The sequence below is a fragment of the Sinorhizobium chiapasense genome (genome assembly GCF_045277575.1).
Taxonomy (GTDB): Bacteria; Pseudomonadota; Alphaproteobacteria; order Rhizobiales; family Rhizobiaceae; genus Ensifer; species Ensifer chiapasense_A.
This window is the reverse complement of record NZ_CP144205.1, coordinates 3,362,016-3,380,713: the sequence shown is the minus strand read 5'-3', so window position 1 is coordinate 3,380,713 and position 18,698 is coordinate 3,362,016. Positions and strand designations below refer to the sequence as shown.

The following is an 18,698-nucleotide window of genomic DNA, read 5'->3' as shown; positions in this document are numbered from 1 at the left end:
GCGAACGGGAGCGCACGAAAAAGGCCGCCATCCGGCGGCCATGTCCATCATGCCAGCGGTCGAGATGCCGGCGGTTGGATCTCTAGCCGCCCCGCTTGTTGCGGACCTCGTCGTAGGGGATCTGGAAGACCTTGTCGTCCAACGGCATCCCGGTCTGGACATTGAAGATCATGACCGAGGTATCCTTCTTCTGCGCGTCAGTGATCGTCCATTGGCGCAGATCGTAGGTCTTCGGATCGAACATCATGGTGATGGTCGAATCGCCGAAGATTGAGCGGTCGCCAAGCACGATGGTGATGAGGTCGGACTCTTCCTTGACGTCGCGCACCATCTTGCCGGTCAGATCGATCTTTTCGCTGAGCAGCAGGTTGAGCGGCGTCTTCGACAGCGGATAGATGTCCCAGGTCTTGAGCTTCATGTTGCCGATGACCACCGACTTGCCGTCGGCGATGACGCGCATCGGCGAGGGGGCTTCGTAGTTGAAGCGGATGCGGCCGGGGCGGCGGATATAGAACTTGCCGCCGGTCTGTTCGCCGCGTGGGCCGAACTGCACGAATTCACCGGCCATGGTCTTCACCGAGGAGAAGTGATCGGCGATCTTCTGGGCGGCACTCGGCGCCTGGGCGAAAGCCTGGGTCAGGTCGAGACCGGTGCCGCCGATGCCGGCAAGCGCCGCGAGCCCGCACACGAAGAGGCGGCGCGAAATCACCGGAGGATTGCGCTCGCCGATTTTGGTCTCTGTCATCTCAGTCTCCTTCATTTACGGATCATCTGGAGCGCAAGTGCGGCGCCTTCAAGGCGCCTCTTTCGGGCATTTCCGCTCGCGCTCTCACATGACCGTTACCGGTTTGGTCTTTCGTCCGGTGCCTCTGTCCGTGTCTGCGGGTCGTCTCTTCTGTTGGTGCAGCACGCTCTCGCGAAATGCACCGTACTCCCGCCGGAATTGCCTTGCCGACCGGCCCTTTACTCTTCGGTCGGAACGAGTATCTCGCGCTTTCCGGCGTGGTTCGCCGGGCCGATGATGCCTTCCTGCTCCATGCGCTCGATCAGCGATGCGGCCCGATTGTAGCCGATCCCGAGGCGGCGCTGCACGTAGGAGGTGGAGGCCTTGCCGTCGCGCAGAACGACCGCGACCGCCTGATCATAAGGGTCGTCGGAATCGGCGAGGTTGGAGGTGCCGGCCGGTCCGCCGCCCTCGCCATCCTCGTCGTCATCCTCGGTGATGGCATCGAGATATTGCGGCACGCCCTGGGTCTTGAGATAGGCGACGACCTCCTCGACTTCGGTGTCGGAGACGAAGGGGCCGTGGACGCGCTGGATGCGACCGCCGCCGGCCATGTAGAGCATGTCGCCCATGCCGAGCAGCTGTTCGGCGCCCTGTTCGCCGAGGATCGTGCGGCTGTCGATCTTCGAGGTGACCTGGAACGAGATGCGCGTCGGGAAGTTGGCCTTGATCGTGCCGGTGATGACGTCGACCGAGGGGCGCTGTGTCGCCATGATGACGTGGATGCCGGCGGCGCGCGCCATCTGGGCGAGGCGCTGGACGGCTCCTTCGATATCCTTGCCGGCGACCATCATCAGGTCGGCCATTTCGTCGATGATGACGACGATGTAGGGCATCGGCGACAGATCGAATTCTTCGGTTTCGTACATCGCCTCGCCGGTCTGGCGGTCGAAGCCGGTCTGTACGGTGCGAGTGATCGATTCGCCCTTGGCAAGTGCCTGTTCGACGCGGCTGTTGAAACCGTCGATGTTGCGCACGCCGATCTTCGACATCTTCTTGTAGCGCTCTTCCATCTCGCGCACCGTCCACTTCAGCGCGACGACCGCCTTCTTGGGATCGGTCACGACGGGCGAAAGCAGGTGCGGGATGCCGTCATAGACGGAGAGTTCGAGCATCTTCGGGTCGATCATGATCAGGCGGCACTGATCCGGGCGCAGGCGATAGAGCAGCGACAGGATCATCGTGTTGATCGCCACCGACTTGCCCGAGCCAGTAGTACCGGCGACGAGCAGATGCGGCATCTTGGCGAGATCGGCAACCACGGGCTCGCCACCGATCGTCTTGCCGAGCGCCATGGCAAGGCGTGCCTTGGAAGTCTCGAAGTCACGCGAGCCGATGAGTTCGCGCAGGTAGACGGTTTCGCGCCGCTGGTTCGGCAGTTCGATGCCGATGGCATTGCGGCCGGGAACGACGGCGACGCGGGCAGCGATCGCGCTCATCGAGCGGGCGATGTCGTCGGCAAGGCCGATGACGCGGGACGACTTGATGCCGGGTGCCGGCTCCAGTTCATAGAGGGTTACGACCGGACCCGGGCGTACATGGATGATCTCGCCCTTGACGCCGAAATCCTCGAGCACGCCTTCGAGCATGCGGGCATTCTGCTCGAGTGCGTCGGGCGACAGCGAGGCGTCGCGGCTGACATTCTTCGGTTCGGCAAGGAAATGCATCGGCGGCAGCGTGAAGTCGCCATCGTCCTCGACGAACGAGCGCTGGGCTTCGCGCTCGATCCGCTGGCCGGCTTTCGGGCGGGGCGCCGGCGTTGCCACGCGCGAGCCTGACTTCGGCAGGCCCTGCTTCGGCGGCGCTGCCCGCGGCGCCCAGTCGGATGCCGGGTCATCATCCTCGTCGTCCGGCAGGATGCCGGCGGGGCGGCGCTCGTCGATATCGAAGGGCAGATCGTCGTCCTCGCCATCGGACATGATCGGCGGCGGCGTGACGATGCGGCGTTCGGAGCGGTCGAGCGAGGGTTCGATGCGGTCGCCAGCAGCCATCGGCTTCGGCCGGACCGGCTCGTTCAGCGTGCCGAACTCGTCATTGTTGAAATCGTAGGGCTCGTCATACTGGCGCTTGGGCGAACTGCGCGTGCCGCTCATGCCGAAAATGCGACGCACGCGTGCGTGCATCGTGTAGCGCATATGAGCGAAGGAACCCATCAGCAGGGTGAAGGGGCCTTCGCTGTCGTCCTCGTCCAGTTCATCGCGAACGGTACGCGCCTTGCTCGGCGTCGGTTCGACAACCTCCTCGTCTTCCTCTTCGTCGCTGACGCCGATGAGACCGGCGCTGTAGATCAGGCACCACGCGGCCGGTGCCGCGAAGATGCAGGCGAGCACGGTCGCGAGCGTGCCGGTGGGGAAGGCGCCCGTGAAGAGTGCGGGAAAGCGGAGAATCATGTCGCCGAAGACGCCGCCGAGACCATTGGGCAAGGGCCAGGTGATGGGCGCGGGCACGCAGCTCAGCGCCGCGCCGGCAAGCACGGAGCCTATGAACCAGGCGCCGAGGCGCTTGAAGATCTTGTCGAAGCGCTTGCCGCTGATCAGCACCAGCGCCCAGGCAACGGCCGGCAGCAGCGCGACGACGCTGGCAAGGCCGAAGAATTGCATGAAGATATCGGCAAAGGCCGCACCCGGATAACCAAGCACATTGGTCGGCGCTTCCGACGTGGCATAGGAGAAGCTCGGGTCGGCGACGTTCCATGTCGATAGCGCCGCGACAGCCAGCGCCAATGCGCTGAACAGCGCAAAGCCCGCCAGCGACGCGATCTGTCGCCAAACGAAGGTGGTTAGCACGAACCGGTTGGAACGGCTGTCAAGCGTTGCCGGATTGCTTCTGCTCATATTGCCTGCTGCCCGTGTCGATCTCTAGGGCACATTGCGTGCCATGGAATCAACCTAAGCGGAGTACGGTTAATGCGACATTAACCATGCGTAGTTGCCGCTAAAATAGCGGCGCCTGTCCTGAAGATCGGTACGAAAAAAGGCCCGGATCTTGCGATCCGGGCCAAAGGCGATCCGCAAAGGCGGATCGCGACGGGACTTGGGTGGCGCCGTTTGTGGCGCCACGATGCGCTTAGCTGGCGTGGTAGGCGGCTTCGCCGTGGGACGAGAGGTCGAGACCTTCGCGTTCGGCTTCGACGGAGACGCGCAAGCCTACGATTGCATCCACCACCTTGAAGATGATGAACGAACCGATGCCGGACCAGGCCACGGTGACGAGCACGCCCTTGAGTTGTGCCAGGACCTGGGTTGCCGTACCGGCATAACCGGCTGCGAAGTCGGCCGTCGAGTAGTCGACGATGCCGGCGCCGCCGAGGGCCGGGTTGACGAGGATACCGGTAGCGATGGCACCGAGGATGCCACCGACGCCATGAACGCCGAAGACGTCGAGGCTGTCGTCGTAGTTGAACTTGTTCTTCACGACGTCGACGAAGAAGTAGCAGACCGGCGAGACGATGAAGCCGAGCACGATCGCGCCCATCGGGCCGGCAAAACCGGCGGCCGGCGTGACGGCGACGAGACCGGCAACGGCACCGGACGCTGCACCGAGCATCGAGGCCTTGCCGCGGACGAGCGTTTCGACGACGGCCCAGGAGATGATGGCAGCGGCGGTTGCGAGGAAGGTATTGATCATCGCGAGTGCGGCATAGGCGTTGGCCTCGAGGTTGGAGCCGGCATTGAAGCCGAACCAGCCGACCCAGAGCAGCGACGCGCCGACCATGGTGAGCGTCATCGAGTGCGGCGCCATGATTTCCTTCTTATAGCCCGTGCGCTTGCCGAGCAGGATGGCGCCGACGAGGCCGGCAATACCGGCATTGATGTGGACGACAGTGCCACCGGCGAAGTCGATCGCGCCGAAGGAGAAGATCAGGCCGGTCGGAGCCGTATAGGCGCTCGGGCCGCCCCAGAACCAGACCATGTGGGCGACCGGGAAGTAGACGAAGGTGACCCAGAGGATGACGAACAGCACGACGGCCGAGAAGCGGATGCGCTCGGCGAAGGCGCCGACGATCAGCGCCGGCGTGATGCAGGCAAAGGTCATCTGGAAGACGACGAAAACATATTCGGGGATGAACACACCCTTGGAGAAGCTCTCGGCAAGCGTGGTCGTGTCGACGCCGGCGAGGAACATCTTCGATAGGCCACCGACGAACAGGTTGAGCGAGCCGCCGTCCGTGAAGGCCAGTGAGTAGCCGTAGGTGACCCAGATGATCATGACGATCGCGGTGATCATCAGCACCTGCATCAGAACCGACAGCATGTTCTTGGCGCGCACCAGGCCGCCGTAGAAGAGGGCAAGGCCCGGAACGGTCATGAGGAGCACGAGGATGGTCGACAGCAGCATCCAGGTGGTATCGCCCTTGTCGGGAACTGGGACGGCCGCGGCAGCCTCTGTTGCGGCCGGCGCCGCTTCCTGGGCGAAGGCAACAACCGGCGCAAGCAGGGCGGCGGTCAGTGCGCCCAGGCGTCCGAGAGAGGTGGAGAATTTCATTGATGACATCGAGTAGTGCTCCCTGAACGGCGTGATTACAACGCTTCTGAATCGGTTTCGCCGGTGCGGATGCGCACGGCATGGTCAATGGCGTAGACGAAGATCTTGCCGTCGCCGATCTGGCCGGTCTTGGCGGCGGCGGCGATCGCTTCCACGGCCTTGTCGACGAGTTCCGAGGCAACGGCGATTTCGACCTTCAGCTTCGGCAGGAAGCTCACGGCATATTCGGTGCCGCGGTAGATTTCGGTATGTCCCTTCTGGCGGCCGTAGCCTTTGACTTCGGTTACGGTCAGGCCCTGGATGCCGACAGCAGTGAGGGCTTCGCGAACCTCATCGAGCTTGAACGGCTTGATAATGGCCATCACAATTTTCATCTGGTTTCATCCTTGTTCGCCTCCGGCGGAGGCCGTCTCTCCTTGCTGCGGAGCGCCAGGGCGCCGTGCAACCGGACAATGACATTCAAGGGGCGTGCCAGATTCAGACGCCTGCGCTAAGCAAATGAAAAACAACGGGAAAAATGAAAACCGCAGCATGGATGCTGCGGCGCACTAAAAAATCGTCAATTTAGAAGATTAAAAAATAGGCATATTTTAGAATCTGCCCGTTTTTTATTCAGATGCCTTTTTCCGGATCAGCCCTTCCTGGGCGACAGAGGCGATCAGCACGCCGGAACGCGTAAAAAGGCTGCCTCTGGTCATCCCGCGGGCACCATGTGCACTCGGACTGTCCTGGGTATAGAGCAGCCAGTCGTCCATCTTGCAGGGGCGGTGGAACCACATGGCGTGATCGAGGCTTGCGACCTGCAGGTTCCGGTCGAAGACCGAAGTGCCGTGCGCATAGAGCGAGGTGTCGAGCAGGGTCATGTCGGAGAGATAGGCAAGGATGGCCGCCTGGATATGGCGCTCGTCCGGAACCGCGCCGACCGCCTTGACCCAGACGTCCTGGATCGGCTTGCCGTCGTTGCGGGTGAAATAGTGGTGCAGCGAGGCCGGGCGGATTTCGATCGGCCGCGGCCGCTCCCAGTAACGCCGGATCGCCTCCGGTGCGTGGACGAGGAATTTCTCCTTCAGCTCCTGTTCGCCCGGCAACGTCTCGGGCATCGGCAGCTTCGGCATCTCGATCTGGTGGTCGAAACCGTCCTCGTCGTACTGGAACGAGGCGGACATCGAGAAGATCGCCTTGCCGTGCTGAATGGCGACCACACGGCGGGTGGCGAAGCTCGAGCCGTCGCGGATACGGTCGACCTCGTAGATGATCGGTACCGACGGATCGCCCGGCCGCATGAAATAAGCGTGCAGCGAATGGACGAAGCGGTCGGCGTCGACGGTCCGCTGGGCCGCCACCAGCGCCTGGCCGATGACCTGGCCGCCGAAGACCCGCTGCCAGCCGACCTGCGGGCTCAAGCCCCGGAACAGGTTTTCCTCCAGCTTCTCGAGATCGAGAATGGCAAGCAGCGCATCCATGGGCGTGGCGGTCTCAGCGGGGCGCGACATTTCGGCAGTCTCCGATGGTAGGAACGTCGATGGCATTGATCTATATAGACATAAAACGATGCTCAAGTGCGACGGGAGAAAGCGGATGCTCGATGTCTTGATTGCCGGTGGCGGCTATGTCGGCCTTTCGCTCGCCGTTTCCCTGAAGAAGGCGGCGCCGCATCTGAGCGTGATGGTGATCGACGGCGCCCCGGAAGGCGCCTGGAAGAAGGACCAGCGCGCCTCGGCGGTTGCGTCGGCTGCCGAACGCATGCTCGACGTGCTCGGGGTCTGGGATCAGATCGTGCCGGAGGCGGAGCCGATCCGCCGGATGGTGATTACCGATTCGAAGGCGGCCGATCCGGTGCGCCCGGTGTTCCTGACCTTCGATGGTGACGGCGGCGATGGCCGGCCCTTCGCTCACATGGTGCCGAATACGGCGCTGGTCGGCGCGCTGCGCGGCGCATGCGAGGAACTCGGCGTCGTCAATCGCCAGTCGACGATGGTCGAAAGCTTCAAGAGCGGCGATCATGCGGTCGACGTCACGCTTGCCGGCGGCGAAAAGCTGGAAGCGCGCCTGCTTGTGGCCTGTGACGGCGTGCGCTCCAAGCTGCGCGATGCCGCCGGCATCAAGACGGTCGAGTTCGACTACGGCCAGTCCGGCATCGTCACGACGGTCGAGCACGAGCGGCCGCACGACGGCACGGCGGAGGAGCATTTCCTGCCGGCCGGTCCGTTTGCGACGCTGCCGCTCAAGAACAATCGCTCGTCGCTGGTCTGGACCGAGCGCACCGAAGACGCCGAACGACTGGTCAACGGCGACGATTTCCTGTTCGAGGAAGAGCTGGAGCGCCGTTTTGGCCACAAGCTTGGACATCTGAAGGTGGTTGGCGGACGGCGGGCCTTTCCACTCGGCCTGACGCTCGCCCGCGATTTCGTCAAGCCGCGCTTTGCCCTTGCCGGCGATGCGGCCCACGGCATTCATCCGATCTCAGGACAGGGACTCAATCTCGGCTTCAAGGACGTCGCGGCTCTGGCGGAAACGATCGTCGAGGCGGATCGCCTCGGGCTCGACATCGGCTCGCTTGCGGTCCTCGAGCGCTATCAGACCTGGCGGCGTTTCGACACCTTCCGCATGGGGGTGACGACCGACGTGCTCAACCGGCTGTTTTCCAACGACATCACCCCGGTCCGTATTGCCCGCGACTTCGGCCTCGGTATCGTCGATCGGTTGCCGTCTCTGAAGAATTTCTTCATCCGCCAGGCCGCCGGCATCGCCGGTGAGAGCGATCCGCGGCTGCTGTCGGGGCAGCCGATTTGAATATCGACCTTGGGATTGCCCCTCACCCTAACCCTCTCCCCGCAGGCGGGGAGAGGGGACGAGATCTACCGTTGCGTCGCCGCCATGCGCGACCGGACAGCAAGCAAGCGGCGGTTTGACTTTTCAGGTGCGAGCGCGCCACGCGGTTCCTTCGCCCCGCCTGCGGGGAGAAAGTGGCCGGCAGACCGGATGAGGGGCAGTTGAGAATTATGCGATCGAGAGCCGCCGCGTACCTCAATCCTCGATCTTGCGCGCTTCCGAGACCAGCATGATCGGCACGCCGTCGCGGATCGGATAAGCAAGGCGAGCCTTTTCCGAGACGAGTTCGTTGGCTTCGGCGTGGTAGCTCAAGCGGCCCTTCGTCAGCGGGCAGACGAGCAGTTCAAGCAGTTTCGGGTCGACCTTGCTGGCGTTGATATCCATTATCCGTCGCTCGCTTCACTGCAGGATGCTGTCCATATCGCCGAAGTCGCGCGCGAGCACGATCTCGGTGATGGCGATCAGGGTTTCCGCGCGTGTCTTGAGGTCGGGTGCTTCGAGCAGCGCCTGTTTTTCCGCCGGCCCATAGGGCGACATCATCGCCATGGAATTGACCAGGGTGCGATTGCTCGCCCGTTCGACGCTTTCCCAATCGGCCTTGAGCTTGTTGGCTTCGAGATAGGCCTTGAAGGCGGCAAGCAGAGCCGCCCGGTCGACGAGGGTTTCATCGTCGCGGTTCTCGAGATCGGCGGCAAAGGGGCCGATGCGGAAACGGCGGTAGCCGCGCGTTCCGTTGACCTCCGAAAACAGCCGGTAGCGGCAGACCCCGGTGAGCGAGGTGATGTAGCGGCCGTCGCCCGTCTCGGCGAAGGAGGTGATGCGGCCGATGCAACCGACCTCGCAGAGCGCTTGCGTCGGGCCGGTGGCCGTCTCGTTGCGTCCTTCGCAGAAGGAGGGCTGCACGATGCCGATCAGGCGGTTGCCGGAAAGCGCGTCGTCGAGCATGGCGAGATAGCGCGGCTCGAAGATGTTGAGCGGAAGCTGGGCACCGGGAAGCAGCAGGGCACCGGTCAGCGGAAACACCGGAATGATCTCCGGCAAGTCCTGAGGACCGAGATAGCGTGCATTTCCGACGTGCATTTTCCGATAGACCCTGAAGGTATCCGCTCTTGCCCCGCCAAGGAAGCGTGGTCACCAGACCAAAAGATGGTGCGTTCCTTGAAAATCTCAAGAGACACGCATGTCGATCTTCATGGGTGAATGCGGATCGTGATTGGGTGCGCACAAAAAAGGGCACCGACGGCGCCCTTTATATCTAAGCAATGCCTGACGGTTCAGGAGAACAGGATCGACGAGAGCTTGCGTCGCGCGGCGATCGTTGCCGGATCCTTCGGCCCCCAGACCTCGAAGAAGGACAGGAGTTCGCGCCGGGCGCCGTCGTCGTCAAAGCCGCGATCGCGCTTCATGATCGTCAGCAGGTGGTCGGCGGCAGCCGTCCGGTCGCCTTCGACATTGCGGATCTTGGCGAGCAACATGCGCGCCTCGTGATCGTCGGGGTTTGCGGCAAGGCGCCGCTCGAACTCGTCGGGATCGCCGAGCTTGCGGGCTTCCTCGATCTGGTCGAGTTTCTTGCCGACCGCTGCGATGCCCGCGTCCTTGGCGAGATCTTCCGGCAGGCCGGAAAGAGCCTCGCGGGCTTCGGCGAGCTGGCCGAGGGCGATCATGCAATCGACCATGCCGGCGATCGCCACGACGTTGTCGGGGTCGGCCTGCAGTACGGCGCCGTAGAGGCCGGCGGCGTTCTGGGCGTCGCCGGCATCGAGCAGCGCCTTGGCATCGGTGAGTACGGCTTCGATCTCGGCCTTGCTGTCGTCGACGGCGGGGCCGGCGATCTTTTCGATGAATTGCTTGATCTGGCTTTCCGGCACCGCGCCCATGAAGCCGTCGACCGGTCGTCCGCCGACGAAAGCGATGACGGCAGGGATCGACTGGATGCCGAGCTGGCCGGCGATCGAAGGATGATCGTCGATGTTCATCTTGACGAGCTTGACGCGGCCTGCAGCTTCCGTGACCACCTTTTCGATGACCGGCGTGAGCTGCTTGCAGGGGCCGCACCAGGGTGCCCAGAAATCGACGAGAACCGGCTGCTGGCGGGAGGCCTCGAGCACGTCCTTGGCAAAGTTGGCGGTGGTGGTTTCCTTGATCAGGTCACCGTTCGACGCGGCCGCCGGCTGGCCGAAGGAGGCCGAGCCCGTCATCTGAGTGCCGAAAGACCCTGCATAGGGATTGTCGCTGCCCGTCATTCTTCTCTCCTCGCCGGCTCGCTGGCCGGCTTACTGCATTCGCGCCAAAGATCGTATGTCAGGCCGTGACTTTCAAGACAAGCGGTTCGTGTCCGGTCGCTTCCATGAAGCGCAGCAGATCCCTGGATGCGATCGAGGTCGTCGCGTCATTCGAGAGCGGATGGCAATTGACGATGTCGAACTTCATCAGCTCCTCGTCGAGGATGACCTTGACGTTGCCGCCGGTGTCGTTGATGGCGCCGAAGGCGGTGACGGCCCCCGGAATGACGCCCAGATATTCCATCAGCTTTTCCGGCTTGCCGAAAGAGACCCGGCTCGCCGCACCGATCACCTGGTGAACGGTCTTCAGGTCCACCGTTGCGTGCTCCTCGACGGTGAGCAGGAAATAGTTGTCCTTCTTGTCCTTCACGAACAGGTTCTTTGTATGGCCGCCGGGAATCTCGTCACGCAGCGCTACCGATTCGGCGACGGTGAATACCGGCTCGTGGTTCTTGGTTTTATGCTCGATCCCAAGTCCGTCGAGAAAACGAAAGAGGTCTTCGGTGGTCTTCGGCTGTGATTCACTCATGATTCTCATCCCTTGGGCGTTCGTTTTCGATCCTGCTTTAGGGGAGAAGCCCGTCAGCGCGCAATCTCACAGGCGGCGATGATGACCGAAAACGCGGCATTTCCGGGCTTTGCGGAGGGTCTCCAAAAAAATATTCGATTTCTCGTCATTTCCCTGTTGCATTCCAAAATCGCTTAGGCCATATACCGCCCGTCGCCGCAAGACAGCGCCGACGCCACGGTCCACCGACTACCCCCGGGCCGCGGAAAATGAGCGGGTGTAGCTCAGGGGTAGAGCACAACCTTGCCAAGGTTGGGGTCGGGCGTTCGAATCGCCTCACCCGCTCCAGTTTCTCCCAACCATTTCATTTCATAATTGTTTTGGAAATGAGATGGCATCTGCCGTAAGGCGCGTTGCCCTTCGAGGGCGACTGCAGCGCCGTGCGAATAGGTGCGCTCTGCCGAACACGATGCCGGTCCTTTGGGTCGTTCGCCGCCTTCCACTCACTACTGAATGTCTCCTTAAATCGACCTCGATTTAAGGACGAAGACATGCAGCAAATCAAAGTCCGACAGCGACCTTTGCGCGTCTGATAAGACGCGCGGCGCTGTAGAGATCGTCAGCATCTGTGCGGGTCGCACTCAGCTCTTCATGAAGACGTAGTCCGTCTCCTGCCGACGGATCTCGCCGGGGCGAAGCACCGCGTTCGGGAAACCGGCATGGTTGATGGCGTCGGGCCAGATCTGGGTTTCCAGGCAGAAGCCTGCGAACGGGCCGTAGCGGCGTCCCTCAAGGCCGGGGACGGGGATATCGAGCTTGACGCCGGTGTAAAGCTGTACGCCCGGTTCCGTCGTCAGCACTTCCAGCGTGACGCCGGAATTGATGCTGCGGGCCAGCGCCACCGAGTGTTTCGCCATGGGCTCGTTCGAAAGACAGAAATTGTGATCGTAGGCGATGCGCTCGCCTTCGGTCTGGCGGCGAAGCGGCGTCATTTGCCGGAGGTCGAAGGCGGTGCCCTCGACCGCACGGATCTCGCCTGTCGGGATCTGCCGTTCATTGGTCGGCAGATAGTGGTCGGCAGCGATCATGATGTCGTGGCCGAGTGCGTCGGCGCTACCGTCGAGATTGAAATAGCTGTGCTGGCAGACATTGGCGAGCGTCGGCCGATCGGTCTCGGTTTCATAGACGACACTCAAAACGCCGCCGGGCTTCAGCGTGTAGGTGCAGGTTACCTGACAATTGCCGGGATAGCCGGCGCGTCCGTCCAGATCGGTGATCACAAGCGTGACGCTGTCCGCTGTCTGGCGGGTGATCGTCCAGTTGCGCTTGCCGATATTGTCGCTGCCGCCATGCAGGTGCGTGACGCCCTTCTCGTTCAATTCGAGCTGATAGGCCTCGCCGTCGAGCGTGAAGCGCCCGTTTCCGATTCGGTTGGCGCAGCGTCCGGGCGTAGCGCCGAGATAGGGCGAATGGGCGAGATAGCTTTCGAGATCGCTGAAACCAAGCACCAGCGGCGGCTCATGGCCTTCCAGCCGCAGATCCTGGATCACAGTGCCCCAGGTCAGCACATGCGCTGTAAGGCCGCCGCCGGAGAGCACCACACGATGGACCGGCTCGCCGGATGGCAGGTGGCCGAAGATTTCTGTGTTCTGATGCATATTCACCGCTGGCTCCCTCTTCGCGACCGCAGCAACCTGCGTCATTTCCGAGGATGCGGCAACCGGAAATCTTAGTACAGGGCTACAGCGACGTTAGCGCGTTTTGAAAGACGCGCGCTGTAGGATTTCGCGGTCATTTCAGCGGGATAGTTGCTTGGTGGCATCCTGCAGGCCGGCGAGCGTCAAAGGGAACATCCGCCCTTCGAACAGTTTTCTCACCATGGCGATCGACTGGGTGTAGCCCCAATGCTGTTCGGGCACGGGATTGAGCCAGATCGAGCGTGGGAAATGTGCCGTCATGCGCGAGAGCCAGAGGGCGCCGGCCTCGTCGTTCCAATGCTCGACCGAGCCGCCGGGATGGCTGATCTCATAGGGACTCATCGAGGCGTCGCCGACGAAAATCGCGCGGTAATCGCCGCCGAAGGTGCGCAGCACCTCCATCGTGCGGGTGATGTCGCCGCGCCGGCGGCGGTTGTCCTTCCACAGGCCCTCGTAGATGCAATTGTGGAAGTAGAAATGCTCCATGTGGCGGAACTCGCCGCGGGCGGCTGAGAACAGTTCCTCGACGATGCGGATGTGATCGTCCATCGATCCGCCGACATCGAAGAACATCAAAAGCTTCACGGCATTGCGGCGCTCGGGCCGCGTCACCACGTCGAGATAGCCGTGCTCGGCGGTGGCGCGGATCGTGCCGGAAAGGTCGAACTCGTCGGCAGCGCCCTGGCGCACCCAGCGCCTGAGCCGTTTCAGCGCCACCTTGATGTTGCGGGTGCCGAGTTCGACCGTGTCGTCATAGTCTTTGAACTCGCGCCGGTCCCAGACCTTGACGGCGCGGCGATGGCGCGACTGGTCCTGGCCGATCCTGATGCCTTCGGGATTGTAGCCATAGGCGCCGAAGGGGGAGGTGCCGGCGGTGCCGATCCATTTCGAGCCGCCCTGATGCCGGCCCTGCTGTTCGTGAAGCCGTTGGCGCAGCGTCTCCATCAGCTTGTCGAAACCGCCGAGAGATTCGATCAGGCGCTTTTCTTCCTCGCTCAGGTGCTTTTCGGCGAGCTTGCGCAGCCAGTCCTCGGGGATGGCCGCCTCTTCGCCGGCTTCCATCGGATTGACCGCTTCGAGACCAGAAAAGCAGTGCTGGAACACCCGGTCGAACCGGTCGATATGGCGCTCGTCCTTCACCAGCGCCGTGCGCGCCAGGTAGTAGAAGGCTTCGACGTCGAAGGCGGCGATGCCCGCCTCCATCCCCTCGATCAGGGACAGGAATTCCCGGAGCGTCACCGGGACCTTCGCCGCCTTGAGTTCGAGGAAGAAGGGGATGAACATCGCCAGGTCTCAGCTTTCTCCGGTGCCGATCTCCGAGAGATCATAGGGCGTCGTCTGGTACATCTCGTTGATCCAGTTGCCGAAGAAGAGATGGGCATGGCTGCGCCAGCGGTTCTGTGGCGGCAGGGTCGAATCGTTGTGCGGGAAATAATCGTGCGGCATCTTGATCGGCACACCGGCATCCACGTCCCGGAAGTATTCGTCCGACAAAGAGGTCGAATCATACTCCACATGGTTGAACATGTAGAGCCGGTTGCCCTTTTTCTCGTGCACGAGGCAGACGCCCATCTCCTTCGATTCCATCAGGATTTCGAGGCTGGGCACCTTGTCGATGTCGGCGCGTCGGACCTCGGTCCAGCGCGAGACCGGGACCGCGAAGTCGTCGGAGAAGCCGTTGAGATAGACGGAGGAGCGGTTGAGGTTCTGGTGACGGTAGACGCCGAAAGCCTTCTCGTTGAGCGGATATTTCGGCACGCCGTGGAAATGGTAGATCGCCGCCATCGCGCCCCAGCAGACGTTGAGCGTCGAATGCACATTGGTCGCCGTCCAGTCGAAGATCCGCTTCAGCTCGTCCCAATAGGTGACGTCCTCGTATTCCAGCGTCTCGACCGGCGCGCCGGTGATGATGAAGCCATCGAACTTGCGACCCTTCACCTCGTCCCAGGTCTCGTAGAAGGAGAGCAGGTGATCTTCCGAGGTGTTCTTCGCACGGTGAGCGCCGATGCGCACCAGCGACAGTTCCACCTGCAGCGGCGAGGCGCCGATCAGGCGCGCCATCTGGATCTCGGTCTTGATCTTGTTGGGCATGAGGTTCAGAAGCCCGATCTGGAGCGGGCGGATATCCTGACGGATCGCCACGGTCTCGGTCATCACCCGCACGCCCTCATGCACGAGGGTTTCGAAAGCGGGCAGTGTATCGGGAATCTTGATGGGCATGGGCTTCCACTCGATCAATACAAAAAAACCGGCGGCGATTGATCGCGACCGGTCCTCGGAAATCCAACTTTCCTCGGCCCTTTAGCGACTTGTTTAACGTGGCTGCAAGCCGGCCGGCCAAATCACCACGGGGAATTTGATAGCGCGAGTGGGCCGCGGGGGTCAAGAAAAACGATTCGGGGGTGCGGGACGGCCCCTCATCCCGCTGCCGCGACCTTCTCCCCGCAAGCGGGGAGAAGGGACCTCGCCGCACCGTTTGTTTCCGATGGGGCACTGCAGTGAAAACAGGCTTCACCCATCGGCTGGTCGCGACGCCCGTCCCTCTCCCCGCCTGCGGGGACAGGGCTAGGGTGAGGGGTGAATTTACACCAAGTGCAGAGCGTCCCGCATTCCATATCCCAACTGATGCCCCGCCCCGTCGATGCCGAGCCAGAAGAAGCGGAAGCGGATCGGCGGACCGCCGCTATCCGGCGTCATCTCGTGGTGCAGCCATGTCTGTTGCAATTCGCCGGCAAGGGCGACGTGAAAATAGTGTCGCCGATGGCAGATGGTTCTACCGTCCTTCCAGTAAGAATAGTCCTGCGTGACGAGGTGCGTGAGCGGCGGCGATGGCGTCAGCCCGGTCTCCTCGATGAATTCCCGCTGCGCCGCTACTTGCGGGCTCTCGCCCGGCTCCATCGTACCACCGGGCACCTGCAGTTGATCTCCGGAAAGTCTGGCTCGTCGAAGACCAGCAGGTGGCCCTGCCAGGTGGCATAGATCAGCACCTTGTGCGCGTCCGGGCTCATCCGTCGCGGCGCGCCATGAAGGCGAGGCGCTCGAAGAGGTGCACGTCCTGCTCGTTCTTCAGAAGCGCGCCGTGCAGCTTCGGCAGCATGGTCTTGGCATCGGCCCTGAGATCGGCCGGATCGACCTCGTCGGCGACAAGCAGCCGGATCCAGTCGAGCGCTTCGGACGTGGAGGGCTTCTTCTTGAGGCCCGGCACCTGGCGGATGTCGTAGAAGGCGGCAAGGGCTGCCGAAAGCAGTGTCTTGCGGATGCCGGGATAGTGCACCTCGACGATGCGGGCGAGCGTTTCGGCATCGGGAAAGCGGATATAGTGGAAGAAGCAGCGGCGGAGAAAGGCGTCCGGCAGTTCCTTCTCGTTGTTGGAGGTGATGATGACGATCGGCCGCTGGCGGGCGCTGATCATCTCGCCGGTCTCGTAGACATGGAATTCCATGCGGTCGAGTTCCTGCAGCAGGTCGTTCGGAAACTCGATGTCGGCCTTGTCGATCTCGTCGATCAACAGCACCACACGGCGATCCGCCTCGAAGGCCTGCCAGAGCTTGCCCTTGCGGATGTAGTTTTTGACCTCGTTGACGCGCTCGTCGCCGAGCTGGCTGTCACGCAGGCGCGACACCGCGTCGTATTCGTAGAGACCCTGCTGCGCCTTGGTGGTCGACTTGACGCTCCATTCGATGAGTTCGAGATCGAGGGCGGCAGCGATCTGGCGGGCAAGCTCGGTCTTGCCGGTGCCGGGTTCGCCCTTGACGAGCAGCGGCCGCTCCAGCCGGATCGCAGCATTGACGGCGATCATCAAATCCTTGTCGGCGATATAGTCGGCGGTGCCTTCGAATTGCATGGTCGTCTTCCGGTTCAGCATAGGTCTAGCAAAGCGATGCCCATGGACTATCGCATATTGGCTTAATTCGGAATCGATTTGAGAGGAGATGGCGCGAGCAGAAGGGCTCGGCGTCAGCCGCGAAGGGCGGTGACTTCGATCTCGATCAGCATTTCCGGGCGGGTCAGGTCGCAGACGATCATGGTTGCGGCCGGGCGGATCTCGCCGAAGACTTCGCCGAAGATGGGGAACACCCGATCGGCGAAGCTGGCATCGGTGACGTAGTAGTGATTGCGCACCACGTCGGAAAGCGAAAAGCCCGCTTCCTTCAGCGCGCCCTCGATCGTCCTGAGGCAATTGCGCGCCTGCTCCTCCACCGTCTCCGGCATGGTCATGGTGGCATAGTCATAGCCGGTCGTGCCGGAGACAAAGCACCAGTCGCCCATCGCGACGGCACGCGAATAGCCTGCCGTCTTTTCGAAGGGCGAACCCGAGGAGATGAGCTTGCGCGCCATGTTGCCCGCTTTAGGCCCAGGGGCGCGACGTGGCGGCGGACTTCTCGAAGCTGTCGATGGCGGTTGCCTTTTCCAGCGTCAGGCCGATGTCGTCGAGGCCGTTCAGCAGGCAGTGGCGCTTGAAGGCGTCGATCTCAAACTTGATCGAACCGCCGTCCGGACCGGTGATTTCCTGGGATTCCAGATCGACCGAGAGGATGGCGTTGGAGCCGCGCGAGGCGTCGTCCATCAGCTTGTCGAGGTCGGCCTGGCTGACGACGATCGGCAGAATGCCGTTCTTGAAACAGTTGTTGTAGAAGATGTCGGCAAAGGACGTGGAGATCACGCAGCGGATGCCGAAGTCGAGCAGGGCCCAGGGGGCATGTTCGCGCGAGGAGCCGCAGCCGAAGTTGTCGCCGGCAACGAGGATCTTGGCGTTCTGATAGGCGGGCTTGTTGAGCACGAAGTCCGGATTGATCGAGCCATCCTCGTTGTAGCGGGCTTCGGCGAAGAGGCCCTTGCCAAGGCCGGTGCGCTTGATCGTCTTCAGGTAATCCTTCGGAATGATCATGTCCGTGTCGATGTTGACGACGGGGAGGGGTGCTGCGACACCGGTGAGCTTGACGAATTTTTCCATAACTTCAGGCCTTCGATTTCAGAAGAATGTTGCGTAGCGTTTAGATGAGTTTTGCGCGGAAATGAAGGAAAATCTGTCCAAACAGGCGTCGCCGGGCGGGTGAAAATGCCCGCCCGGCGGAAGCTTTGTCCGGTTTTCGATTGTCGGGAAGGCCTCAGCCTGCCTTTACCGGGCTGTTCATCGCCCAGAGAACGCCGAAGGGATCGCGAAGCTGGCCGTAGCGGTCGCCCCAGAACATCACCTCGACCGGCATCACCACCTCGGCGCCGGCGGCAACGGCCCGGTCCCACCAGGCATCGATGTCGTCGATGGTGAGCGTCAGGGTGAAGGCCTGCGGCTTTTCGAGTGGATGGCCATATTCCGGATAGGCATCGGCCAGCATCAGCGAGCTGCCGTTGATGTAGAGATGGATGTGCATCGTCCGGCCCTGCTCGTCTACCGGGTGCCGGTTGACTTCCTTGGCGCCGAACGCCCGCGTGTAGAATTCGGCCGCCTTTACGGCGCCATCGACCTGAAGATAGGGCAGAAGGCCGTTCAGAACCGGTGCCGGCTTCTTCGTTTCAGTTTGCTGCGTTTCGATGTCCATGTCGTTCTCCATTCCGTTCGAAGAGCCAGGACCGTGCTGGCCTGTCTCAAGGACGGGGAGAACGCGCCCGATCCGACAGGAAGATGGAAAAATTTTCGCAGACTGGGGAGCTATGGTTTTCCGCAGGAAACAATGGTGGGCGAGCCGATCATCGATCAGCCCGATTCCGGACCTGAGGATCGATCCCGATCGCTGGGGATCAGAGGTCGATGATCGTGCCGCGACCGTCGTTCCAGATGCGCATCTCGCGCTGGCCAGGGGCGGCGCCTGCGGCGGCCGGACGCGCGGTGGCGCGGGCTGGCTTGAGGTTCAGACGGGCGGCAATGGCGCTGCCGATCACGACGACGGCGGCGATGCCCGCCAGTGCCAGCGCCAGTGAAGCGGTCAGAACAAAGGCCGCGAACGTGATGGTCAGGGCTGCGGCCGTAAAGAGGACAGAGCGAATGCTTTGCATAATCGTCACCTTTCTGGTTGCGATGTGGTGGTTTGCAGCTCCGCTTGCAAGGGGTGGCTCTTATGAAAGGGTGCGGCGGTTCGCCTCGTCTTGCGGAACGAAGGAAAGGCGGGCAC

Annotated in this window: 19 protein-coding genes, 1 tRNA gene and 1 riboswitch; of the genes, 2 read left to right on the top strand and 18 right to left on the bottom strand. The window is 62.3% G+C overall.

Features of this window, described 5'->3' with window-relative positions:
• Positions 1 to 82: 82 nt before the first annotated feature.
• From QM996_RS16300 to tesB, 5 genes are all read right to left on the bottom strand, one after another.
• The gene (locus QM996_RS16300) at positions 83 to 745 is read right to left on the bottom strand and encodes an outer membrane lipoprotein carrier protein LolA (protein ID WP_500268346.1); all 663 of its coding nucleotides are present in this window, start codon (positions 743 to 745) and stop codon (positions 83 to 85) included.
• Between the two features lie 218 nt (positions 746 to 963).
• Complete coding sequence (locus QM996_RS16295; RefSeq protein ID WP_500268345.1) at positions 964 to 3,618, bottom strand: FtsK/SpoIIIE family DNA translocase; 2,655 nt, start codon at positions 3,616 to 3,618, stop codon at positions 964 to 966.
• A gap of 232 nt (positions 3,619 to 3,850) precedes the next feature.
• The gene (locus QM996_RS16290) at positions 3,851 to 5,278 is read right to left on the bottom strand and encodes an ammonium transporter (RefSeq protein WP_500268344.1); all 1,428 of its coding nucleotides are present in this window, start codon (positions 5,276 to 5,278) and stop codon (positions 3,851 to 3,853) included.
• Between the two features lie 26 nt (positions 5,279 to 5,304).
• A complete protein-coding gene (locus tag QM996_RS16285) occupies positions 5,305 to 5,643 on the bottom strand; it encodes a P-II family nitrogen regulator (protein WP_077968248.1) in 339 nt (112 codons plus the stop codon).
• 234 nt (positions 5,644 to 5,877) lie between these two features.
• Positions 5,878 to 6,762, bottom strand: coding sequence for an acyl-CoA thioesterase (gene tesB / locus QM996_RS16280; protein ID WP_500268343.1), 885 nt, complete (start codon positions 6,760 to 6,762; stop codon positions 5,878 to 5,880).
• An 85-nt stretch (positions 6,763 to 6,847) separates the two neighbouring features.
• On the opposite strand from tesB, the gene QM996_RS16275 reads away from it, so the two are divergent.
• Positions 6,848 to 8,062: a ubiquinone biosynthesis hydroxylase gene (locus QM996_RS16275; protein ID WP_500268342.1), complete on the top strand. Its 1,215-nt coding sequence runs from the start codon at positions 6,848 to 6,850 to the stop codon at positions 8,060 to 8,062.
• A gap of 234 nt (positions 8,063 to 8,296) precedes the next feature.
• On the opposite strand, the gene QM996_RS16270 is transcribed toward QM996_RS16275, so the two are convergent.
• The 4 genes from QM996_RS16270 to QM996_RS16255 form a co-directional block, all read right to left on the bottom strand.
• Entirely contained in the window at positions 8,297 to 8,485 is a 189-nt protein-coding gene (locus tag QM996_RS16270; protein WP_043626122.1) for a Trm112 family protein, read from the bottom strand.
• A 15-nt stretch (positions 8,486 to 8,500) separates the two neighbouring features.
• Complete coding sequence (locus QM996_RS16265) at positions 8,501 to 9,181, bottom strand: LON peptidase substrate-binding domain-containing protein (RefSeq protein ID WP_500268341.1); 681 nt, start codon at positions 9,179 to 9,181, stop codon at positions 8,501 to 8,503.
• A 194-nt stretch (positions 9,182 to 9,375) separates the two neighbouring features.
• Positions 9,376 to 10,344: a thioredoxin gene (trxA, locus tag QM996_RS16260; RefSeq protein ID WP_500268340.1), complete on the bottom strand. Its 969-nt coding sequence runs from the start codon at positions 10,342 to 10,344 to the stop codon at positions 9,376 to 9,378.
• A 58-nt stretch (positions 10,345 to 10,402) separates the two neighbouring features.
• A complete protein-coding gene (locus tag QM996_RS16255; protein ID WP_500268339.1) occupies positions 10,403 to 10,912 on the bottom strand; it encodes a prolyl-tRNA synthetase associated domain-containing protein in 510 nt (169 codons plus the stop codon).
• A gap of 252 nt (positions 10,913 to 11,164) precedes the next feature.
• On the opposite strand from QM996_RS16255, the gene QM996_RS16250 reads away from it, so the two are divergent.
• Positions 11,165 to 11,239: transfer RNA gene (locus QM996_RS16250), tRNA-Gly, on the top strand.
• 293 nt (positions 11,240 to 11,532) lie between these two features.
• Here the strand turns inward: QM996_RS16250 and QM996_RS16245 are convergent.
• The 9 genes from QM996_RS16245 to QM996_RS16205 all read right to left on the bottom strand — a co-directional run bounded on the left by QM996_RS16245 (position 11,533) and on the right by QM996_RS16205 (position 18,582).
• Complete coding sequence (locus QM996_RS16245) at positions 11,533 to 12,549, bottom strand: aldose epimerase family protein (protein WP_500268338.1); 1,017 nt, start codon at positions 12,547 to 12,549, stop codon at positions 11,533 to 11,535.
• Positions 12,550 to 12,687: 138 nt separating this feature from the next.
• On the bottom strand, positions 12,688 to 13,872 hold the full coding sequence (locus QM996_RS16240) for a vWA domain-containing protein (RefSeq protein ID WP_500268337.1): 1,185 nt from the start codon (positions 13,870 to 13,872) through the stop codon (positions 12,688 to 12,690).
• 9 nt (positions 13,873 to 13,881) lie between these two features.
• On the bottom strand, positions 13,882 to 14,808 hold the full coding sequence (metA, locus tag QM996_RS16235) for a homoserine O-succinyltransferase (protein ID WP_500268336.1): 927 nt from the start codon (positions 14,806 to 14,808) through the stop codon (positions 13,882 to 13,884).
• 61 nt (positions 14,809 to 14,869) lie between these two features.
• A riboswitch (SAM riboswitch) is annotated at positions 14,870 to 14,947 on the bottom strand.
• 224 nt (positions 14,948 to 15,171) lie between these two features.
• Positions 15,172 to 15,501 (bottom strand): NUDIX hydrolase, encoded by a 330-nt coding sequence (locus tag QM996_RS16230; protein WP_500268335.1) that lies wholly within the window; start codon positions 15,499 to 15,501, stop codon positions 15,172 to 15,174.
• A 91-nt stretch (positions 15,502 to 15,592) separates the two neighbouring features.
• Positions 15,593 to 16,432, bottom strand: a complete 840-nt coding sequence (locus tag QM996_RS16225) for an AAA family ATPase (protein WP_500268334.1) — start codon at positions 16,430 to 16,432, stop codon at positions 15,593 to 15,595.
• A gap of 113 nt (positions 16,433 to 16,545) precedes the next feature.
• Positions 16,546 to 16,926, bottom strand: coding sequence for a RidA family protein (locus tag QM996_RS16220; RefSeq protein ID WP_500268333.1), 381 nt, complete (start codon positions 16,924 to 16,926; stop codon positions 16,546 to 16,548).
• Positions 16,927 to 16,936: 10 nt separating this feature from the next.
• Positions 16,937 to 17,542 (bottom strand): 3-isopropylmalate dehydratase small subunit, encoded by a 606-nt coding sequence (leuD, locus tag QM996_RS16215; RefSeq protein WP_500268332.1) that lies wholly within the window; start codon positions 17,540 to 17,542, stop codon positions 16,937 to 16,939.
• Positions 17,543 to 17,696: 154 nt separating this feature from the next.
• Entirely contained in the window at positions 17,697 to 18,128 is a 432-nt protein-coding gene (locus QM996_RS16210) for a VOC family protein (RefSeq protein WP_500268331.1), read from the bottom strand.
• Between the two features lie 199 nt (positions 18,129 to 18,327).
• A complete protein-coding gene (locus tag QM996_RS16205) occupies positions 18,328 to 18,582 on the bottom strand; it encodes a hypothetical protein (RefSeq protein ID WP_483500393.1) in 255 nt (84 codons plus the stop codon).
• Positions 18,583 to 18,698: the final 116 nt, after the last annotated feature.